This is a genomic window from Micromonospora sp. DT227 (assembly GCF_049841835.1).
GTDB lineage: Bacteria > Actinomycetota > Actinomycetes > Mycobacteriales > Micromonosporaceae > Micromonospora.
The window spans coordinates 1,371,372-1,387,481 of record NZ_JBNCLA010000001.1 but is presented as its reverse complement, the minus strand read 5'-3'; the positions used below and the strand labels follow the sequence as shown (position 1 = coordinate 1,387,481).

Here is a 16,110-nt window from a genome sequence, read left to right as displayed (position 1 = left end):
GCTCAGGCGGGTGTCGCGGGCGGCTCGGCCGGGCCGAGGAAGCGGCCCACGGTGGCGCTGAACTCGCGCCAGCCGGCCCGTTCTCCGGCCAGTGCCCGGCTGCCGGCGTCGGTGAGCTGGTAGGTGCGCCGTTCCCGGCCGTTGACGGTGCTCCAGGTGCTGGCCACCAGGCCGGCCCGTTCCAGCCGCCGCAACGCCGGATAGATGGTGCCGGTGGGCAGGTCCAGCGTGCCGCCGCTGCGGGCCCGCAACGCCTCGATGATCGCGTAGCCGTGCTGCGCGCCCTGTTCCAGCACGGCGAGCAGCAGTGCGTCCAGGTGTCCGTGCAGCGCCTGCGCCCTCATGCGTAGAAAGCCTACTTGTCGGGCGTTCGGGACGCCACCGGGGTGCGGCTCCCGGTCGGAACGGGTTGCCCACTAGGGTATGTGCGCAGAGTCACTCGGCGGCGCGACGCCGCCGGGTGGGCACCCAGACGCACACGGAGGTCAGCGTGGCCCGCCAGTCGCCCCAACGGCCCGACGCCGACGAGCCCGAGCTCGACGACACCGACACCTCGGCCGCAGCAGACGAGGTCGAGGTCGACCGCCCGGCGGCGGACCGCGCACTCTGGGACGAGGTGCGGATCGACCCGGTGGAGATCGCCCTGCCCGCCGGCACCGGCTTCACGCTGCGGGCCTACCGGCCGGCGCGCGAGCTGACCCCGACCGACGTCGCCGAGCGCGACCAGGACGACCCCTTCCTGGCCCGCCGCCAGGTCGTCGAGGCCGAGGAGGACGACGAGGAGGTGGTGATCCTCGACGAGGAGTTCGCCGCCCTCTCCGCCGAGGAGGACGACGAGGACGAGAAGTCCGACGGGAAGCGCCGCCGCGGCAAGGCCGACGCGGACGCCGACGACGCCGACGACGAGGCGGTCCCCGGCGACGACGAGGCCGACGCCGACGACGAGGCGGACGAGGACGACGACGCCGCGGGCGACGAGGAGGTGCCGGCCTTCCTCACCCACAAGGGGCGGCTGCTGCTCTTCAAGACGCCGGAGTCGCTTGTCACTTTCATCCGTTCCGGTGCGCCCAACGACCTCTCTCAACTGGACAGCTGGAATGAACTGTCCGAACGGCTCGAACCGGCCGACGTGGCCCCGCTGGACGAGGACACCTACGAGCTCGACCTGGTGGTGGAGAACCTGCGCGGCGGGCACGACGCGTGGGATCCCGCGCTGCTGATCGAGGCCGGCGAGGTCGCCCGTGACCTGGCGTACGCCCTGCGGCTACCGGCCGTTCTGGACATGCTCTCCGCCGGCTCCAGCCTGGACGATCTGGACGAGGCGCTGCGTGCTTCCGTCAACGGCGGGATCGGTGGTTTCCTGGGTCGTCGCCGGCTGAAGAAAATCGGGGCACAAACCGCAAGTTTGGGTTGGCGCACCATTGTCGGCAAGATCTCTGCCGTCGTGGACTGGCGCGACTGACCCGGAGCGGGGAGCATCAGTCTCTGGCAGAGCAAGACCTGTGTCCCGGGAGGAGGACGACGCTGTGGCGCTCGTGCGCGTGTACTGCGGTCTGGCCTCGGCAGATCCGGCCGACCGAACGGCTTCGGCCGGAACGACGCTGACGTCCGCTGTGGTCGACGACGCAGGCCGTCTGCTGCACGTCTGTGAGATCGGTGACGAGCCCGCCGGCTACGCCCGGCTGGTCACGCTGCTGGTGGAGCGGTCCGGTGGGCCGAGCGGCGTGGCCATCGCCGCGGACAGCGACGACCACACCGTCACCTCGCTGCTCAGCGCCGCCGGTCGGCCGTTGGCGATCGCCGACGACGACTCGGTCGACGACTTCGCCGAGCGGTTCGCCGACGACGACTCGCTGGAGGAGATGCAGTCCCCGCCGGCCGAGCGCCGGGCGGTCGGGCTGGCCCGGGCGCTCCAGGCCGGCGCGCTCTCCGCGGTGACGCTCCCGGCGCCCCGTGACCTGGCCGGGTACAAGCAGGTCCTCTCCGCCCACGCGGCACTGGCCAGCGGGCGACACTCGGCCGCGGTGACGCTGCGCGAGGTGCTCCGCGAGCTCTACCCGGCCGCGCTGCGCGCGTACCCCGACCCCGCCGAGCCGGTCGCGCTGGCGGTCCTCGACGCGCTGCCCGAGCCGAGCATGCTGACCGGCACCTCGGCCCGGGGCCGTGACCTCGGCGCCGCCGCCGACGCGGTCGCCGCGCAACTGGCCGCCGACGGCCTGGCCGACGCCGACACCGTCACCGAGGCGGTGACCGCGCTCCGGGTCGCCATCTCCGAGACGCCCCGCCGGGCCACCGTCAACCGGGCGCTCACCGCCGCCGTCGCCGAGACGGTGCGGCAGGCCGTCGCCTCCGTCCGCGCCTGCGACGCCGGCTGCGACGCGCTGGTCGGCGCGCTGGCCGAGCGCACCATGCCGACCCCGGCCACCGGTCGTCGGGCCGCCGCCCGCCGCGGCGAGCAGGTCGACGAACTCGCCGTGACGCAGCCCGCGGGGCTGCGCCCGGTCCGCCCGGCGCAGCCCGAGCCGCTCGCCGAGCAGGCCGGCCGGCGCAGCCGCCCCGAGCCGGACCTCGACGCCCCCGAGCCGGCGGGCCGCCGCAGCCGCCCCGAGCCGGTCCCCGGTGGCCGGCGCAGCCGCCCGGAACCGGTCTCCGGGCCGACCGGTCCGACCGTGCCCCGCCCGCTCGGACCGCCGCCGGTGGCGCCCGCACCGGTCGCCCCGCCGCCGGTCGCGCCCGCCCCGGTCACCCCCGTCGCCCCGGCCGCGTCGCTGGGCCGCCCGACGTCCGCGCCGCCGAGCCGTCCCGAGCCCACCGGCGCGCCCCTGCCGTCGCGGGTGGACGGGCCGACCAACCGGCCGGTCTCCGCGCCGCCCCCGCCGCCGCCCGGGATCACGCCGATCCCCCCGTCCTCGCGTGGCTCGGTGCCCCCGGCCGAGGCCGGCGAGCCGTTCCGGCCGACGCTGACCACCGCCGCGATCAACAAGGCCCGGGCCGAGCGGCAGCGCACCGTCATCCCGCCGCGCCCCAAGACCACCGCCCCGGAGCCGCCGACCGGTGGGTTCAGCGCCACCGACCTGAGCATTCCGGTGCCGCCTCCGCGTCCGCCGGCGCCGGCGCCCGCCCCGCCGGGTTCCCGCGCCAACTGGCCGCTCGTCAACAACGGCGACGACCAGGCCGACCGGGAGCGGGAGGCCCCCGCCTACCCGTACGGGCGGAGCGTGGACGCGCCGAGCGATCCGGGACGCGTCACCCCGCCGTGGCTCGCCGACGACCTGCCGCCGGAGCCGCCGATGCTGCGGCTGGTGGAGCCACCGCCGCTGGCCGACCGGGCACTGCGCGGCGAGTCGGAGCGGCCGGCCGACCCGGGGTTGGACACGCCGCCGCTGCGGCTGGTGGACCGGGGCAACGCCGGTCGACCGGCGCCCCGCGCCGAGCTGCCCGCCCCGCTGGAGCGGCGTCCCGCGCCGAAGGAGCACCGGCCGCCGCCGGTGTCCGACGAGGGTGACGGCGACCTGCTGATCTTCGCGCAGGCCAAATCCGCCTGGTTCGTCGGGCACGGCGACGAGGCCGACCTGGAGTGGGCGTCCACCGCCGACACCGGCTGGCAGGCCGCCGAGCAGGCGGCCCGCCCGTCGATCGGCGCGGAGACCAAGGCCGGCCTGCCCAAGCGGGTCCCGCAGGCCAACCTGGTGCCGGGTTCCCCGCTGCGCGAGGAGCGTCCACTGCGGATCGTCCGGAACGCGGCCAGCCTCGCCGAGAACACCACCGGCTACTTCCGCGGGTGGCGGCGCGGCCAGGAGATCGGCGGCTTCGCGGTCGGTGGTCGCCCCGGCCGGGAGGCGGCCGGCGGCTGGGACTTCAGCCGGGACACCGGCGACCGCGACGACGAGCGGGAGTACGAGTTCCGTTCCGCGGGCTACCGGTCCTGAGCCGGGCCGCCGACGGCGTGTTCCTACCCACACCCGGATGATTTGACGTCGGGTCCGGCCGGCCGGGAACATACCCGGCGGACCAGCGGCGGCGCCTGTTCGCCGGGGTGGGAAGGCGACTCCATTGGCGACACCGGCATTCGACTCCACCGTGCTCACCCGTCGGGGCGTCCTCGCGGTCGCGGCCGGCAGCCTGCTGCTCGCCGGTTGCGGGCCGCAGGGGCAACGGCCGGACGAGGGCGGGAGCAGCAGCGCGCCCGGTGACCAGAACCTGGTCGTCGGCGTCAGCCTGGAGCTGAGCGGTCGCGGCGCGGCGCTCGGCGTGGTGCAGCGCCGGGCGCTGGAGATCACCGCGGAGTCGCTGAACCGGTCCGGGATCCCGGTCGGGAACCTGCTCCGGTCGGTCCGCTTGGAGATCCGGGACAACGGCAGCGACCCGCAGGTCGCCGCGCGGCACGCCGCCGACCTGACCCGTGCCGGGGCGCACGCGCTGATCGGCGGTGTCCTCGGCGAGACCGCGACGGCGCTCGCGACGGCCGCCCAGCAGCTCAAGACGCCGTTCCTGGCGCTCGGCCAGGGGGACCGCATCGTGCTGCCGCTCGCCGAGCGCACGTTCAGCTTCAAGCTCACCCCGGACGGCATCGACGTGGCCCGGCGGATGGTGGACCTGCTCGAATCGCAGCGGGTCCGGCGGGTGGCCCTACTGGCCGCGGACGGGCCGCACGGCGACTCGGGCGTACGGGCGGTGCGGGAGGCGCTCGGCAACAGCGGCGTGGAACTGGCGCGCACGCTGCGGCTGCCGGAGACCGGGCGGAGCTTCCGGGCGGTCGCCGAGCGCGCCACCGCCGGCGACCCGGACGCCGTCATCGTCTGGGGCACCGCGCCCGATTCCGGTGACGCGGCCCGGGAGCTGCGGCGGGCCGGTCACCGCGGCGCGATCTTCTTCGACGCCGGCGCGGTGGTGGACGACACGCTGCGCGGGGCCAACGCGAAGGCGGTCGAGGGGGCGTACGCCGTGCACCCGGCCTGCCTGGGCGGTTCCGCGTTGACCGCCACCAGCGGCGCCCAGGTGGCCCGGCGCGACTTCGACTACCGCTACACCCAGCGGCACGGCACCTCGGTCGGCTTCGCCCCGTACGCCGCGGACGCGCTCCAGCTTCTCGCGGCGGCGGCCCGGAAGGCGACCAGCCTCGACCGGGGCCGGCTGCGGGCGTTCCTCCAGACCCAGATGACCGAGGGCATCGCCGGCGGGTACGCGTTCAGCGCGGACCGGCACGGCGGCATGGAGGTCGACTCGCTCGGCGTCTACCGGGTGTCCCAGGGCAGCTGGACCCGGTACGCCTGACCGTCGTCGTCCGGTGGCCGTCGGGACGGCCCGGTCACCGGACGACCGCGTACCGCGTTCGACCCCGGACGGCAGGAAGCGCCCGGTGGCCCAGGGCCATCGGGCGCTTCCGCGTATCGCCTCAGGCGGGCGCGACTGCCCGGGAGCGCCGCATGGTGAGCACGTACTCGACGAGCGAGATCAGCACGTGCTTCGTCGACTCCCGGTTACGGGCGTCGCAGGGCACCACCGGCACGTCCCGGGAGATCGCCAGCGCGTCCCGTACGTCCTGCGGGTCGTGGTACTGCATGCCGTCGAAGCAGTTGATGGCCACCAGGTACGGCAGCCGCCGGTGCTCGAAGAAGTCGATGGCGGCGAAGCAGTCGGCGAGCCGACGGGTGTCGACCATCACCACCGCGCCGATCGCTCCCCGGACCAACTCGTCCCACATGAACCAGAACCGCGTCTGACCCGGCGTACCGAAGAGGTACAGGATCAGGTCACGGTCGATCGAGATACGACCGAAGTCCATCGCCACCGTGGTCGTCGTCTTGCCCGGCACCTGCCGGGTGTCGTCGACGCCCACGCCGGCGGAGGTCATGATCGCCTCCGTGGTCAGCGGCGTGATCTCCGAGACCGAGCCGACCAGCGTCGTCTTGCCGACGCCGAAACCACCGGCGATAACGATCTTCGCCGACGTCACGCGCCCGCTCGGGGCCGGCGGCCGGTGCGACATGTCAGAGCCTGCGAAGTCCACTCAGCACCCTCTCCAGCAATTCAGTGCCCACCGCGTCGTCGGAGTCGTCCAGAACGGTCGGCTCGTGGACTGCGACCAGGCCATCCGTCGCCATGTCGGCGATGAGCACCCGGGCCACGCCGAGCGGAAGCTGCATCCGCGCCGCGATCTCGGCAAGCGACTGCACACGTCCGTCACACAACGCGGCTATGTACTGGTGTTCACGGCCTTGGCCCCCGTTGCCGGTGGCCATCGCTCGGCCGCGCACCGTCGTCTCGACGAGTGCCTCCAGGGCGATGTCGAGCCGGGGACGGGTACGACCACGGGTTACGGCGTACGGCCGGACCAACGCTCCGGTCGGCTCGTCACGATCCGCCATGTCGCCGCTCACCTCCCTCGCACCCGGCACCGGCTCGCCCCGGTGGCATCCGTCGCTTTCCTTGTTCTTTCCGCCCCTGACCCACCGGCCAGCGCGTCATTCAGCCCATCATCCCCACAGCCGTACGCGGCTGTGGGGTCAGGGCGTCACCCACCCGGTCGACGAGCAGGGCCATCTCGTACCCGACCTGGCCCACGTCGCAGCTGCGCGCGGCGAGCACCGCGAACGACGAGCCGTCGGAGATGGACATCAGGAACAGGAAGCCGTTGTCCATCTCGACCACTGTCTGCAGCACCGCCCCGCCCTCGAAGCATCGCGCCGCGCCCTGGGTCAGGCTGACCAGGCCGGAGGCGATCGCCGCGAGCTGGTCGGCGCGGTCCCGCGGGAGGTCACGGGACGAGGCGAGAAGCAGGCCGTCGGCCGAGACCGCGACCGCGTGCGCCACGCCGGGCACCCGGTCGGCGAAGTTGGCGAGCAGCCATCCGAGATCCTGCGTACTAGTCATCCTTGTTGCTCCTTCTGCCCGCTCCCGGCCACCGGGCCTGAGCCAGACTGCGAGGACTGCTGCCGTCCCGGAGTGCCCTCCGGGCCGGTCGTGTTGCTGTCGGTCGGGTGGTTACGCCCCCGCTGCACGCCCCGATGGTAGGCCGAGAGGAGACCCCGGACCGCCTCCGGCGTCCGCCGCTGGGCCGCCGGCGCCGGCTTGTCGATGCTGCCCGGCACGAGCTGCGCCATCGGCGTCCGCTTGGGCAGACCCTTCCGGGTGGTCTCCGCCACCGGCACCTCGGTGGCCGCCGAGGCGGCACGCCAGCCGTCGTCGGCCGCGGTCTGCCAGGGCGACGACGGCTGCGGCGCCGCCGGCTGCCGGCTGGGCAACCCACCGGCGTACGCGGGACGGCCGTTGCCGTTCGCCGGCCGGTCGTCACGGGGCGCTCCGCCGGCTGTCGGGGTCGGTGCCATCGGTGTGTTACCTGTCGTTGCGGATGACGGCTGCGGCACCGGCCGCCCGGCGGTGTCCACCTTGGCGAACTGCTGGGTTGTGGCGCCGTTCGCCGGCGCGGCCTGGGCCGGTGCCTCGTCGCTCGACCCCGGCCGGCGGGTGCGGAACCACGCGGACTCCAGCTCCCGGAAGATCGGCAGCTCCATCGTCTCGTCCGCGTACCGCTGACGGTTGCCGGCCTGCTGCGGCTGCGGCGTGGCCGGCCGCGGCGCGGGCGCCGACGGCTGGGCGGCCGGACGCTGGGTGGCCGGCTGCTGGGCGGCGGCCGACGGTGTCTCCGAGCGCGGCACCCGCGGCAGCTCGGTGGTCATGTCGAGCCCGGCGGAGAGCCGTTCCGGCACCGCGGGGGCCGGCGCGGGCGTGGCCGGGGCGACCGGCGGCCAGACCGGCGGCGCGCCCACGTGCGACGCGGGCGCCGGACGCGCCGGCACCTGGTCGCCCGGCGACGCGGGGACCGGGTTTCCGCCGACCGGCTGGCCGGAGACCGGAACGGCCGACACCGGCCGGGTCGGGAGCGGTTGGCCGGAGACCGGCGTCGCCGACACCGGGCGACCGGAGTACGGGTCACCCGACACCGGACGCCCCGAGTACGGGTCACCCGACACCGGACGCCCCGAGTACGGGTCACCCGACACCGGACGCCCCGAGTACGGGTCACCGGAGACCGGGTGGCCGGAGACCGGCGCGGCCGAGACCGGACGGCCCGGGAAGGGGTGGCCCGACACCGGGGCGCCGGAGACCGGCGGCAGCGGCGGGGCGGACACCGGCGGGACCGGCGGCGCGGACACCGGCGGCGGCGAGTACGGCCGCGCCTCGGGGCTGCTGGGCAACTGCCGTGGGATCACCGGCTGCTGGCCGCTGGTGGCCGGGTCGCCCTCGCCCGGGTTGCGGCGCTGGGGCAGCGGGTCGATCGGCTGGCCGTTGGACGACCGGGGCGGGTAACCGTCGCCGGCGTTCGCGTTGGCGCCGGTCAGGTCGGACCAGGCCGGCATGGCACGGCCGCCGTTGGCCGGCGTGCCGGCGCCGTTGCGGTGCGCCGGGTCGAAGGACCGTCCACCGAGCGTGACCTGGTTGCCGGAGGTGCCGGGGTGCGGCGCGGGCGGCGGGGTGTGCGGGCCGTTGCCGAGCGCGGCCAGCGCGCCGAAGGCCGGCGCCGGACCACCCGACTGCCCGAAGGCCGGCGTCGGGCCGCTCGGCTGACCGAACTGGCCGAAGGCGGGTGCCGGGCCGGGCTGCTGCGGACCGGCGGCGGGAAGGGCGGCTGCCGGCCCGGCCCGGCCGGCGAGGGCGCGCGGCACCAGGACGGTGGTAGGCAGCGTGACGTCGGCGACGGTGCCCCGGTCGCTGGCGGGCCGCAGCTCGACCTTGACGCCGTGCCGGGCGGCCAGCCGGGCCACCACGACCAGGCCCATCATCCGGGAGACGGCCACGTCCACCTGCGGGGGCGTGGCCAGCCGCTCGTTCAGGTCGTGGAGCTGGTCGGCGCTGATGCCGATGCCCCGGTCCTCGACGTAGAGGGAGGCGCGGTCGCCGACCCGGCGGGCCTCCACCATCACGTGCGAATCCGGTGGCGAGAACGCGGTGGCGTTGTCGAACAGCTCGGCGACCAGGTGCACCAGGTCGTTGACCGCGTGCGCGGCGACCTCGATGTCCCGGTCGATCACGCCGAACTCGATGCGGGTGTAGTGCTCGACCTCGGACTGGGCGGCGCGGAGCACGTCGATCAGGGCGGCCGGCTCGCGCTGCACACGGGTGGAGTCCGCGCCGGCGAGCACCAGCAGGTTCTCGTCGTTGCGGCGCATCCGGGTGGCCAGGTGGTCGAGCTGGAACAGCTCGGCCAGCCGGTCCGGGTCCTCCTCGCCGCGCTCCAGCCGGTCGAGGTGGCCGATCAGCCGGTCGACCAGGATCTGCGAGCGGCGGGCCAGGTTGACGAACATGGTGGCGACGGACGCGCGCAGGGCGGCCTGCTCGGCCGCGGTCCGGACCGCCTCCAGGTGGACCGCGTTGAACGCCTCGGTCACCTGGCCGAACTCGTCCTTGCTGCGGACCGGTAGCGGCTCGGCGATCTGGTTGGCCAGCTGCACCGGGGAGAGCTGGCCGGTCACCTGCGGGTCGCGCAGCCGGGCCACCGCCTGCGGCAGGCCGTACTGGGCCACCGAGAGGGCGCCTTGGCGCAGGTCGCGCAGCGAGCGGGCCATCGAGCGGGCGACCAGGTAAGCGAAGAGGATGGCCAGCAGCAGCATGGTGAGCAGCAGGCCGGTCTCCAGGAACACCTGACGCTGGGTGTCCGAGCGCAGCTCGTCGGCCTGCTCGACCACGTTGCTGTCGAGGCGGGACTCGACGGTCCGGAGCAGCTTGGCGTTGCCGACCATGGCCTGGTCCCACTGGTCCGGCCCGAACGGCGCGTTCTTCATCGAGCCGCTGTTGTTCGCCGACATGAAGCCGGTGAGGTTGTCCGCCTTGCGCAGGTCGGGACCCTCGACGGTCTGGTCGAAGAACTCGGAGTCGGCCGGGGTGGCGACGGAGCGGAAGGTGGCGAGCGCCTGCGCCTGGGCGGTGCCGCTGGCGATGAACTGCTCGCGCAGCGCGGGACTGTACTGCCCCTGGGTGAGTGCCTGGTGCACGACCACCCGGCGCTGGGCGAGGTATTCCTTCTGCCGGGCCACCGCGCCCGCGGCGCGCATCCGGTCGCTGAGGTCGTTGTCACCGGCGAGCTGGGTGCCCGAGTCGCGGATCGACAGCAGGTCGTTGATCAGGCGCTCGTACGCCTTCTCCGCCTCGTCGATCTTGAGCTTGCCGTTCAGCACCTGGCTACGGGTCGCGGGCAGGTCCTTGAGCTGGTCGTCGATCTCGTTCAGCCGGACCTCGAAGTTGCGGGGCAGGTCGTCGATCTCGCCGCGCTGCCGCAGGTAGGGGCCCTTGGCCTGGTCCACCCGCTGGTTGGCCCGGTTGTAGGCCTCCTGGTACTGCGCCCGGGTCTGGACTTCCTTCGCACCGAGGAAGAGCACCGAGCCGACCCGCTCGTCCTGCATGGTGTCGGCCAGTTCACCCGAGTAGCCGATCAGGCTGGCCAGGTCGCCGGCCCGGTTGGCGCTGTTGAGCGTCTCCAGGTGGTCGACCAGACCGCTGGTGCCCACCACGACCGTGGCGATGGTCGGCACGATCATGATCAGACCGAGCTTGGACCAGATCGGCATGTCGCGCAGCCGGCTCGCCGGCCGGCGCAGGCGCGACAGGAAGGAGCCCGCCGTCGTTGGCCGTTTGCTCACGTCACCGCCCTCGCAAAACCGCGTCCGGCGTCACCTGCGGGCAACGCCGAGCGTCCGACCCGGCGGGTCGGACCTCCGAGATTCCATCACGCCGCCCCGCAAAGAGAAAGCCCAGGTTGTCCCTCACCGGAGGTGTGATGAGATGTTGAGGCAATTTGATAGCAATCCGTCTGGCCGGAGTTACTGAAGGTAATGGATCACCCGCACCGCGTCATTCTCCTCGCCGGACCATCCGGCTCTGGAAAGTCGTATATAGCGCATCGAACCGGACTTCCCGTGCTCTGTCTGGATGACTTCTACAAGGACGGCGATGACCCTACGTGTCCACGCCGAAACGGACAGGTCGACTGGGAGTCCCCACTGTCCTGGGATGCGGACGCGGCGGTGGAAACAATTGCCCGATTGGCCCGGGAGGGCAAGGCCGAAGTGCCGGTTTATGCGATCGGCGCGGACCAGCGGGTGGCCACCCGGCCATTCGACGTCGACGGATCGCCATTCTTCGTCGCCGAAGGGATCTTCGCCGCCGAGATCGTTGCCGAGTGCCGGCGCCGGGGGCTGCTCGCCGGGGCGTACGCGCTGCGCCGCCCGCGGGGCGCGACCTTCCTCCGCCGGCTCGCCCGTGACCTGGCCGAACAGCGCAAGGCGCCGCGGGTGCTGGTCCGGCGCGGGATCGCGTTGCTGCGGGCCGAGCCGGCCGTGCTGCGCCGGCAGACCGGGCTGGGCGCCGAGGCCGCCCGGGCCCGGGAGGTGCTGCGCGGGGTGGCCGCCCTGCTCGCCGGCCACCCGCGCCGCCCGTGATCAGCCGATCAGCTCGGCGTACGCCGGCTTGATCACCTCGTCGATGATCCGCAGCCGTTCGTCGAACGGGATGAACGCGCTCTTCATCGCGTTGATGGTGAACCACTGGAGTTCCTTCCAGCCGTAGCCGAAGGCCTCCACCAGCAGCGCCATCTCCCGGGACATCGAGGTGCCGCTCATCAGCCGGTTGTCGGTGTTCACCGTCACCCGGAAGCGCAGGTCGCGCAGCAGCCCGATCGGGTGGTCGGCGATCGACGCCGCCGCCCCGGTCTGCACGTTCGACGACGGGCACAGCTCCAGCGGGATGCGCTTGTCCCGCACGTACGCGGCCAGCCGGCCCAGCACCGCCGGGTTGCCCGGGGTGATGTCGTCGACGATGCGGACGCCGTGGCCGAGCCGGTCCGCACCACACCACTGGATCGCCTGCCAGATCGACGGCAGCCCGAACGCCTCACCGGCGTGGATGGTGAAGTGGAAGTTCTCCCGCTGGAGGTACTCGAACGCGTCCAGGTGCCGGGTGGGCGGGAAACCGGCCTCCGCGCCGGCGATGTCGAAGCCGACCACGCCGGTGTCCCGGTGCCGCACCGCCAGCTCGGCGATCTCCTGCGAGCGGGCGGCGTGCCGCATCGCGGTGAGCAGCGTGCCGACCCGGATCGGGGTGCCCGCCTCGCCGGCCAGCGCGCTGCCCTCCCGGAAGCCGGTGACCACCGCGTCGACCACCTCGTCCAGCGTGAGGTTCCGCTCCAGGTGCTGCTCGGGCGCGAACCGGACCTCGGCGTAGACCACGCCGTCGGCGGCCAGGTCGAGCGCGCACTCCCGGGCGACGCGACGCAACGCGGACGCGGTCTGCATCACGGCCACGGTGTGCGCGAACGTCTCCAGGTAACGCTCCAGCGAGCCGGAGTTCGCCGACTCGGCGAACCAGCGGCCCAGCGCGTCCGGGTCGGTGGTGGGCAGTTCGTGGTCGGCCTCGGCGGCCAGCTCCACGATCGTCGCGGGCCGCAGGCCGCCGTCGAGGTGATCGTGCAGCAGCGCCTTCGGGGCCTTGATGATGTCCTCGTACGAGATTGCGACCATGCTCAGACCCTAGTCACCGACGGTGCCGACCCGGCACCGGACCGGCTCAGGGACGCCAGCCGTAGACCCGGTCCACCGCCAGGCGCAGGACCAGCCGACCGTCGGCCACCATCGCGGCCCGGTAGTCGGCCCAGTCCGGGTGCTCGCCACGGATGCCCCGGTAGACGTCGACCAGCTCCTCGACCGTCGCGTCGTCGGTCGCGGCGGCCGGCGGGGTGAGCGTCACCGTGCCCTCGGCCACCGCGTACGCCCCGCCGTCGGCGGTGGTCACGTGGAAGCTGGCCCGCGGGTCCCGGCGCAGGTTGCGCACCTTGGCCCGGTCGCCCGTGGTGGAGCAGCGGAGGAGCCCCGGCTCGGCCAGGTAGTCGAGGTTGGACAGCTGCGGACGGCCGTCCCGGCGCAGCGTGACAAGCACACCGCGCCCGTGCCCACCGAACAGCTCCCACAACCGCGCGCTCGTTGACATGGCACCAATCTAGAGCCGCGGTTCGGCCGCCGGAATAGGATCTTCGGCGTGGCCGGTCCCGCTCTGCTCCCGTCGGTGCTGACCCGGCTGCGCTGCCCGGTCTGCGGCGAGCCGCTGGCCGAGGCCACCGCCGGCACCACCCGCGCGCTGCGCTGCCCGCACGGGCACAGCTTCGACACCGCCCGCCAGGGGTACGTCAACCTGCTCGCCGGCCGCGCCCCGCACAGCGGGGACAGCGCCGGGATGGTCGCCGCCCGGGCCGACTTCCTCGCCGCCGGCCACTACGACACCGTCGCCGCCGCGCTGGCCGCCGCCGCGACGCGGGTCGCGCCCGACGACCCGTACCCCCTGGTGGTGGAGCCCGGCGCGGGGACCGGGCACTACCTCGCGGCGGTGCTGGCGGCGCTGCCGGACGCCGCCGGCCTGGCCCTGGACGTCTCCAAGCCGGCGCTGCGCCGCGCCGCCCGGGCGCATCCGCGCGCCGCCGCCGCGCTGGCCGACACCTGGCAGCGGCTGCCGCTCGCGGACCGGTCCGTGACCGTGCTGCTGAACGTGTTCGCGCCGCGCAACGGCCCGGAGTTCCACCGGGTGCTCGACCCGGCCGGCGCGCTGCTGGTGGTCACCCCCGCCACCGACCACCTCGCCGAGCTGGTCGACGCGCTCGACCTGCTGCGGGTGGACCCGGCCAAGGCCGACCGGGTCGCCGGCAGCCTGGGCGCGCACTTCGTCGAGGAGTCCGCCGGCGAGCACCGGGCCCGGCTGGCGCTGACCCGCGCCGAGGTCACCACGCTCGTCGGGATGGGGCCCAGCGCGTGGCACGCCGACCCGGAACGGCTCGCCGCGCGGATCGCCGCGCTGCCCGAGCCGGTGCCGGTCACGCTCGCCGTCCGGCTCGGCACGCACCGGCCGCGCTGAGCCGGCTCAGGTGGAGAGGTCGACCTCTTCCCAACCGGGGGGCTCGTCGTGGTACGGCCCGCGCAGCACCACCGCCCACTCCAGCGCCCACCGGCGCTGGCCGATCGCGTTCGCGTCCACCAGCCCCGGCAACGCGCCGCCGGCCTGCTCGGTCTCCAGGTACGCCCAGTCCAGGCAGTAGTGCAGATCGAGCAGGGCGGCGGCGTCGGCGGGGTGCTGCGGGGCGGCCAGGATCCGGGCCCGCCACTGCGCGAACGTCTCGCCGGTGACCAGGTTCGGCATCCGCTCGACCAGCCGCTCGTCCACCGGCACGGTCGGGTCGAGCTGCTTGCTCAGGCCGAGCACCCAGGCCAGCGAGAAGAGCGCGTCGTGGTGCAGCACGAACGACCGGTGGTCGCCCCGCCCGCCCATCACGAACTGCCACTCCGGTGGCGTCAGCATCTCCACCAGGTGCGACTCCAGCAGCCAGCTCATCGCGGCCTGCGGGGGCATCCCGAAGCAGCGGGCCAGGATCAGGTGCAGCACCGCGATGCGCGCCTCGATCTCCGGCGTGGGCCGCAACTCGATCTCGTCACCCGGCTCCCAGACCAGCGGGAACTGCGGTGGGGGCAGCGGAAGACCCAGCCGGGACAGCTCGTCGAGGCTCGCCTCACGGACGGCCCGGGGGTCGGGAGCGGATACGCGCAACGCCTCAGTCCCTGTCTGCTCGCCCCGGCTCGTCGCCGGCCGGTCCCCCTGGCCTGGGAGGATAGCGGCTCCGACCGGGTCGGCACCATGGCGGCCGGTCACCCGATGCGCTCGATGACCAGCGGCGTCGTGGTCGGGGCCGCCGGCGCCACCCGGAACGCCCCGCGCGCCTGCGCCAGCGCGGCCGGGATCCGCTCGGCGTGCTCGGCGCGCAGCTCGAACAGCGGGTCACCGACGCGTACCGGATCGCCGGGACGCTTGTGCAGCATCACCCCGGCCGGGACGCTGACCGGGTCCTCCTTGCGGGCCCGGCCGGCGCCGAGCCGCCAGGCGGCCACCCCGATCGCGTACGCGTCCACCTCCGCCACCCAGCCGTCCTCGTCCGCCGTGACCAGCTCGACCTCGTTGGCGGTCGGCATCGGGGCGTCCGGGTCGCCGCCCTGCGCCCGGATCATGGCGCGCCACGCGTCCATGGCCCGCCCGTCGCGCAGCGCCGCGGCCGGGTCGGCGTCCGGCAGGCCGGCCGCGTCGAGCATCTCCCGGGCCAGCGCCAGCGTCAGCTCCACCACGTCGGCCGGGCCACCGCCGGCCAGCACCTCCACCGACTCGGTCACCTCGACCGCGTTGCCGACGGCCAGGCCGAGCGGGGTGGACATGTCGGTGAGCAGGGCGACCGTGCGCACCCCGTGCGCGCCGCCCAGCTCGACCATGGTGCGGGCCAGCTCGCGGGCGTCGTCGGCGTTCTTCATGAAGGCGCCGGAGCCGACCTTGACGTCGAGCACCAGCGCGCCGGTGCCCTCGGCGATCTTCTTGCTCATGATCGAGCTGGCGATCAGCGGGATCGCCTCGACCGTGCCGGTGACGTCGCGCAGCGCGTACAGCTTGCGGTCGGCCGGGGCGAGCCCGTCGCCGGCCGCGCAGATGACCGCCCCGACCTCCCGGAGCTGGGCGATGAACTCGTCGTTGCTCAGCGCCGCCCGCCAGCCCGGGATCGACTCCAGCTTGTCGAGCGTGCCGCCGGTGTGGCCGAGGCCCCGGCCGGAGAGCTGCGGCACCGCCGCGCCGCACGCCGCGACCAGCGGGGTCAGCGGCAGGGTGATCTTGTCACCGACGCCGCCGGTGGAGTGCTTGTCCACCGTCGGCCGGGCCACCGGCGACAGGTCCAGCCGCTCGCCGCTGGCGATCATGGCGGCGGTCCACCGGGCGATCTCCGGGCCGGTCATGCCGCGCAGCAGGATCGCCATCGCCAGCGCCGACATCTGCTCGTCGGCCACCAACCCCTTGGTGTACGCGTCCACCACCCAGTCGATCTGGCCGTCGCTGAGCACGCCTCCGTCCCGCTTCGCCCGGATGACGTCCACCGCCGTAAAAGCACTCACCTTTGAGTTCCCATCAGTAATGTGCGATGTCGCGCCCGACGCACGTACGGACGGCGACCACGTCGGGGGGGGGGGGGGGGGCCCCCCCGCCCGGGGGAAAACAGAACCCCCCCCCCCCCGGCCCCGGCGGCCCCCCCCCCCCCCCAAACCC

At 74.3% G+C, this 16,110-nt stretch carries 14 protein-coding genes; 5 read left to right on the top strand and 9 right to left on the bottom strand.

Annotated features, from left to right (window positions below):
- Positions 1–2: 2 nt before the first annotated feature.
- Entirely contained in the window at positions 3–344 is a 342-nt protein-coding gene (locus ACLQ2W_RS07230; protein ID WP_281942948.1) for a PadR family transcriptional regulator, read from the bottom strand.
- Positions 345–460: 116 nt separating this feature from the next.
- Between ACLQ2W_RS07230 and ACLQ2W_RS07225 the strand changes: the two genes are divergently transcribed.
- The 3 genes from ACLQ2W_RS07225 (at position 461) to ACLQ2W_RS07215 (ending at position 5,274) form a co-directional block, all read left to right on the top strand.
- Positions 461–1,462 carry a DNA primase gene (locus ACLQ2W_RS07225; RefSeq protein ID WP_425785723.1) on the top strand — a complete coding sequence of 334 codons (1,002 nt, stop codon included), beginning with the start codon at positions 461–463 and terminating at the stop codon, positions 1,460–1,462.
- A gap of 40 nt (positions 1,463–1,502) precedes the next feature.
- Positions 1,503–3,929 (top strand): transposase, encoded by a 2,427-nt coding sequence (locus ACLQ2W_RS07220; RefSeq protein WP_425785722.1) that lies wholly within the window; start codon positions 1,503–1,505, stop codon positions 3,927–3,929.
- 124 nt (positions 3,930–4,053) lie between these two features.
- Positions 4,054–5,274 (top strand): ABC transporter substrate-binding protein, encoded by a 1,221-nt coding sequence (locus tag ACLQ2W_RS07215; protein ID WP_425785721.1) that lies wholly within the window; start codon positions 4,054–4,056, stop codon positions 5,272–5,274.
- A 121-nt stretch (positions 5,275–5,395) separates the two neighbouring features.
- Here ACLQ2W_RS07215 and ACLQ2W_RS07210 read toward each other — a convergent pair whose 3' ends face one another.
- The 4 genes from ACLQ2W_RS07210 to ACLQ2W_RS07195 all read right to left on the bottom strand — a co-directional run bounded on the left by ACLQ2W_RS07210 (position 5,396) and on the right by ACLQ2W_RS07195 (position 10,637).
- Positions 5,396–5,989, bottom strand: coding sequence for a GTP-binding protein (locus ACLQ2W_RS07210; RefSeq protein ID WP_107157178.1), 594 nt, complete (start codon positions 5,987–5,989; stop codon positions 5,396–5,398).
- A gap of 1 nt (position 5,990) precedes the next feature.
- Positions 5,991–6,368 carry a DUF742 domain-containing protein gene (locus ACLQ2W_RS07205; protein WP_343447888.1) on the bottom strand — a complete coding sequence of 126 codons (378 nt, stop codon included), beginning with the start codon at positions 6,366–6,368 and terminating at the stop codon, positions 5,991–5,993.
- 100 nt (positions 6,369–6,468) lie between these two features.
- Complete coding sequence (locus tag ACLQ2W_RS07200; RefSeq protein ID WP_013731521.1) at positions 6,469–6,873, bottom strand: roadblock/LC7 domain-containing protein; 405 nt, start codon at positions 6,871–6,873, stop codon at positions 6,469–6,471.
- Complete coding sequence (locus tag ACLQ2W_RS07195) at positions 6,870–10,637, bottom strand: nitrate- and nitrite sensing domain-containing protein (protein WP_425785720.1); 3,768 nt, start codon at positions 10,635–10,637, stop codon at positions 6,870–6,872. Before ACLQ2W_RS07195 ends, ACLQ2W_RS07200 begins: the two co-directional genes overlap by 4 nt.
- A 459-nt stretch (positions 10,638–11,096) precedes the next feature.
- On the opposite strand from ACLQ2W_RS07195, the gene ACLQ2W_RS07190 reads away from it, so the two are divergent.
- Positions 11,097–11,435, top strand: a complete 339-nt coding sequence (locus tag ACLQ2W_RS07190) for a hypothetical protein (RefSeq protein ID WP_425785719.1) — start codon at positions 11,097–11,099, stop codon at positions 11,433–11,435.
- Here the strand turns inward: ACLQ2W_RS07190 and ACLQ2W_RS07185 are convergent, their stop codons facing one another.
- Both ACLQ2W_RS07185 and ACLQ2W_RS07180 read right to left on the bottom strand, forming a co-directional pair.
- A complete protein-coding gene (locus tag ACLQ2W_RS07185) occupies positions 11,436–12,512 on the bottom strand; it encodes an adenosine deaminase (RefSeq protein WP_281942960.1) in 1,077 nt (358 codons plus the stop codon). It abuts the gene before it with no gap.
- 46 nt (positions 12,513–12,558) lie between these two features.
- On the bottom strand, positions 12,559–12,978 hold the full coding sequence (locus ACLQ2W_RS07180) for a PPOX class F420-dependent oxidoreductase (protein WP_425785718.1): 420 nt from the start codon (positions 12,976–12,978) through the stop codon (positions 12,559–12,561).
- A 63-nt stretch (positions 12,979–13,041) separates the two neighbouring features.
- Here ACLQ2W_RS07180 and ACLQ2W_RS07175 point away from each other — a divergent pair, with 63 nt between their 5' ends.
- Positions 13,042–13,893: a putative RNA methyltransferase gene (locus tag ACLQ2W_RS07175; RefSeq protein WP_425786024.1), complete on the top strand. Its 852-nt coding sequence runs from the start codon at positions 13,042–13,044 to the stop codon at positions 13,891–13,893.
- Between the two features lie 6 nt (positions 13,894–13,899).
- Here the strand turns inward: ACLQ2W_RS07175 and ACLQ2W_RS07170 are convergent, their stop codons facing one another.
- Positions 13,900–14,580: a DUF4272 domain-containing protein gene (locus ACLQ2W_RS07170; protein WP_107157173.1), complete on the bottom strand. Its 681-nt coding sequence runs from the start codon at positions 14,578–14,580 to the stop codon at positions 13,900–13,902.
- A 98-nt stretch (positions 14,581–14,678) separates the two neighbouring features.
- Positions 14,679–15,959 (bottom strand): thymidine phosphorylase, encoded by a 1,281-nt coding sequence (locus tag ACLQ2W_RS07165; protein ID WP_425785717.1) that lies wholly within the window; start codon positions 15,957–15,959, stop codon positions 14,679–14,681.
- Positions 15,960–16,110 lie beyond the last annotated feature (151 nt).

Bases quoted from the DNA above. Each gene is read 5' to 3' on its own strand.
- ACLQ2W_RS07230 (WP_281942948.1), bottom strand. From the start codon at position 344: ATGAGGGCGCAGGCGCTGCACGGACACCTGGACGCACTGCTGCTCGCC.
- ACLQ2W_RS07210 (WP_107157178.1), bottom strand. From the start codon at position 5,989: ATGTCGCACCGGCCGCCGGCCCCGAGCGGGCGCGTGACGTCGGCGAAG.
- ACLQ2W_RS07205 (WP_343447888.1), bottom strand. From the start codon at position 6,368: ATGGCGGATCGTGACGAGCCGACCGGAGCGTTGGTCCGGCCGTACGCC.
- ACLQ2W_RS07200 (WP_013731521.1), bottom strand. From the start codon at position 6,873: ATGACTAGTACGCAGGATCTCGGATGGCTGCTCGCCAACTTCGCCGAC.
- ACLQ2W_RS07185 (WP_281942960.1), bottom strand. From the start codon at position 12,512: ATGGTCGCAATCTCGTACGAGGACATCATCAAGGCCCCGAAGGCGCTG.
- ACLQ2W_RS07180 (WP_425785718.1), bottom strand. From the start codon at position 12,978: ATGTCAACGAGCGCGCGGTTGTGGGAGCTGTTCGGTGGGCACGGGCGC.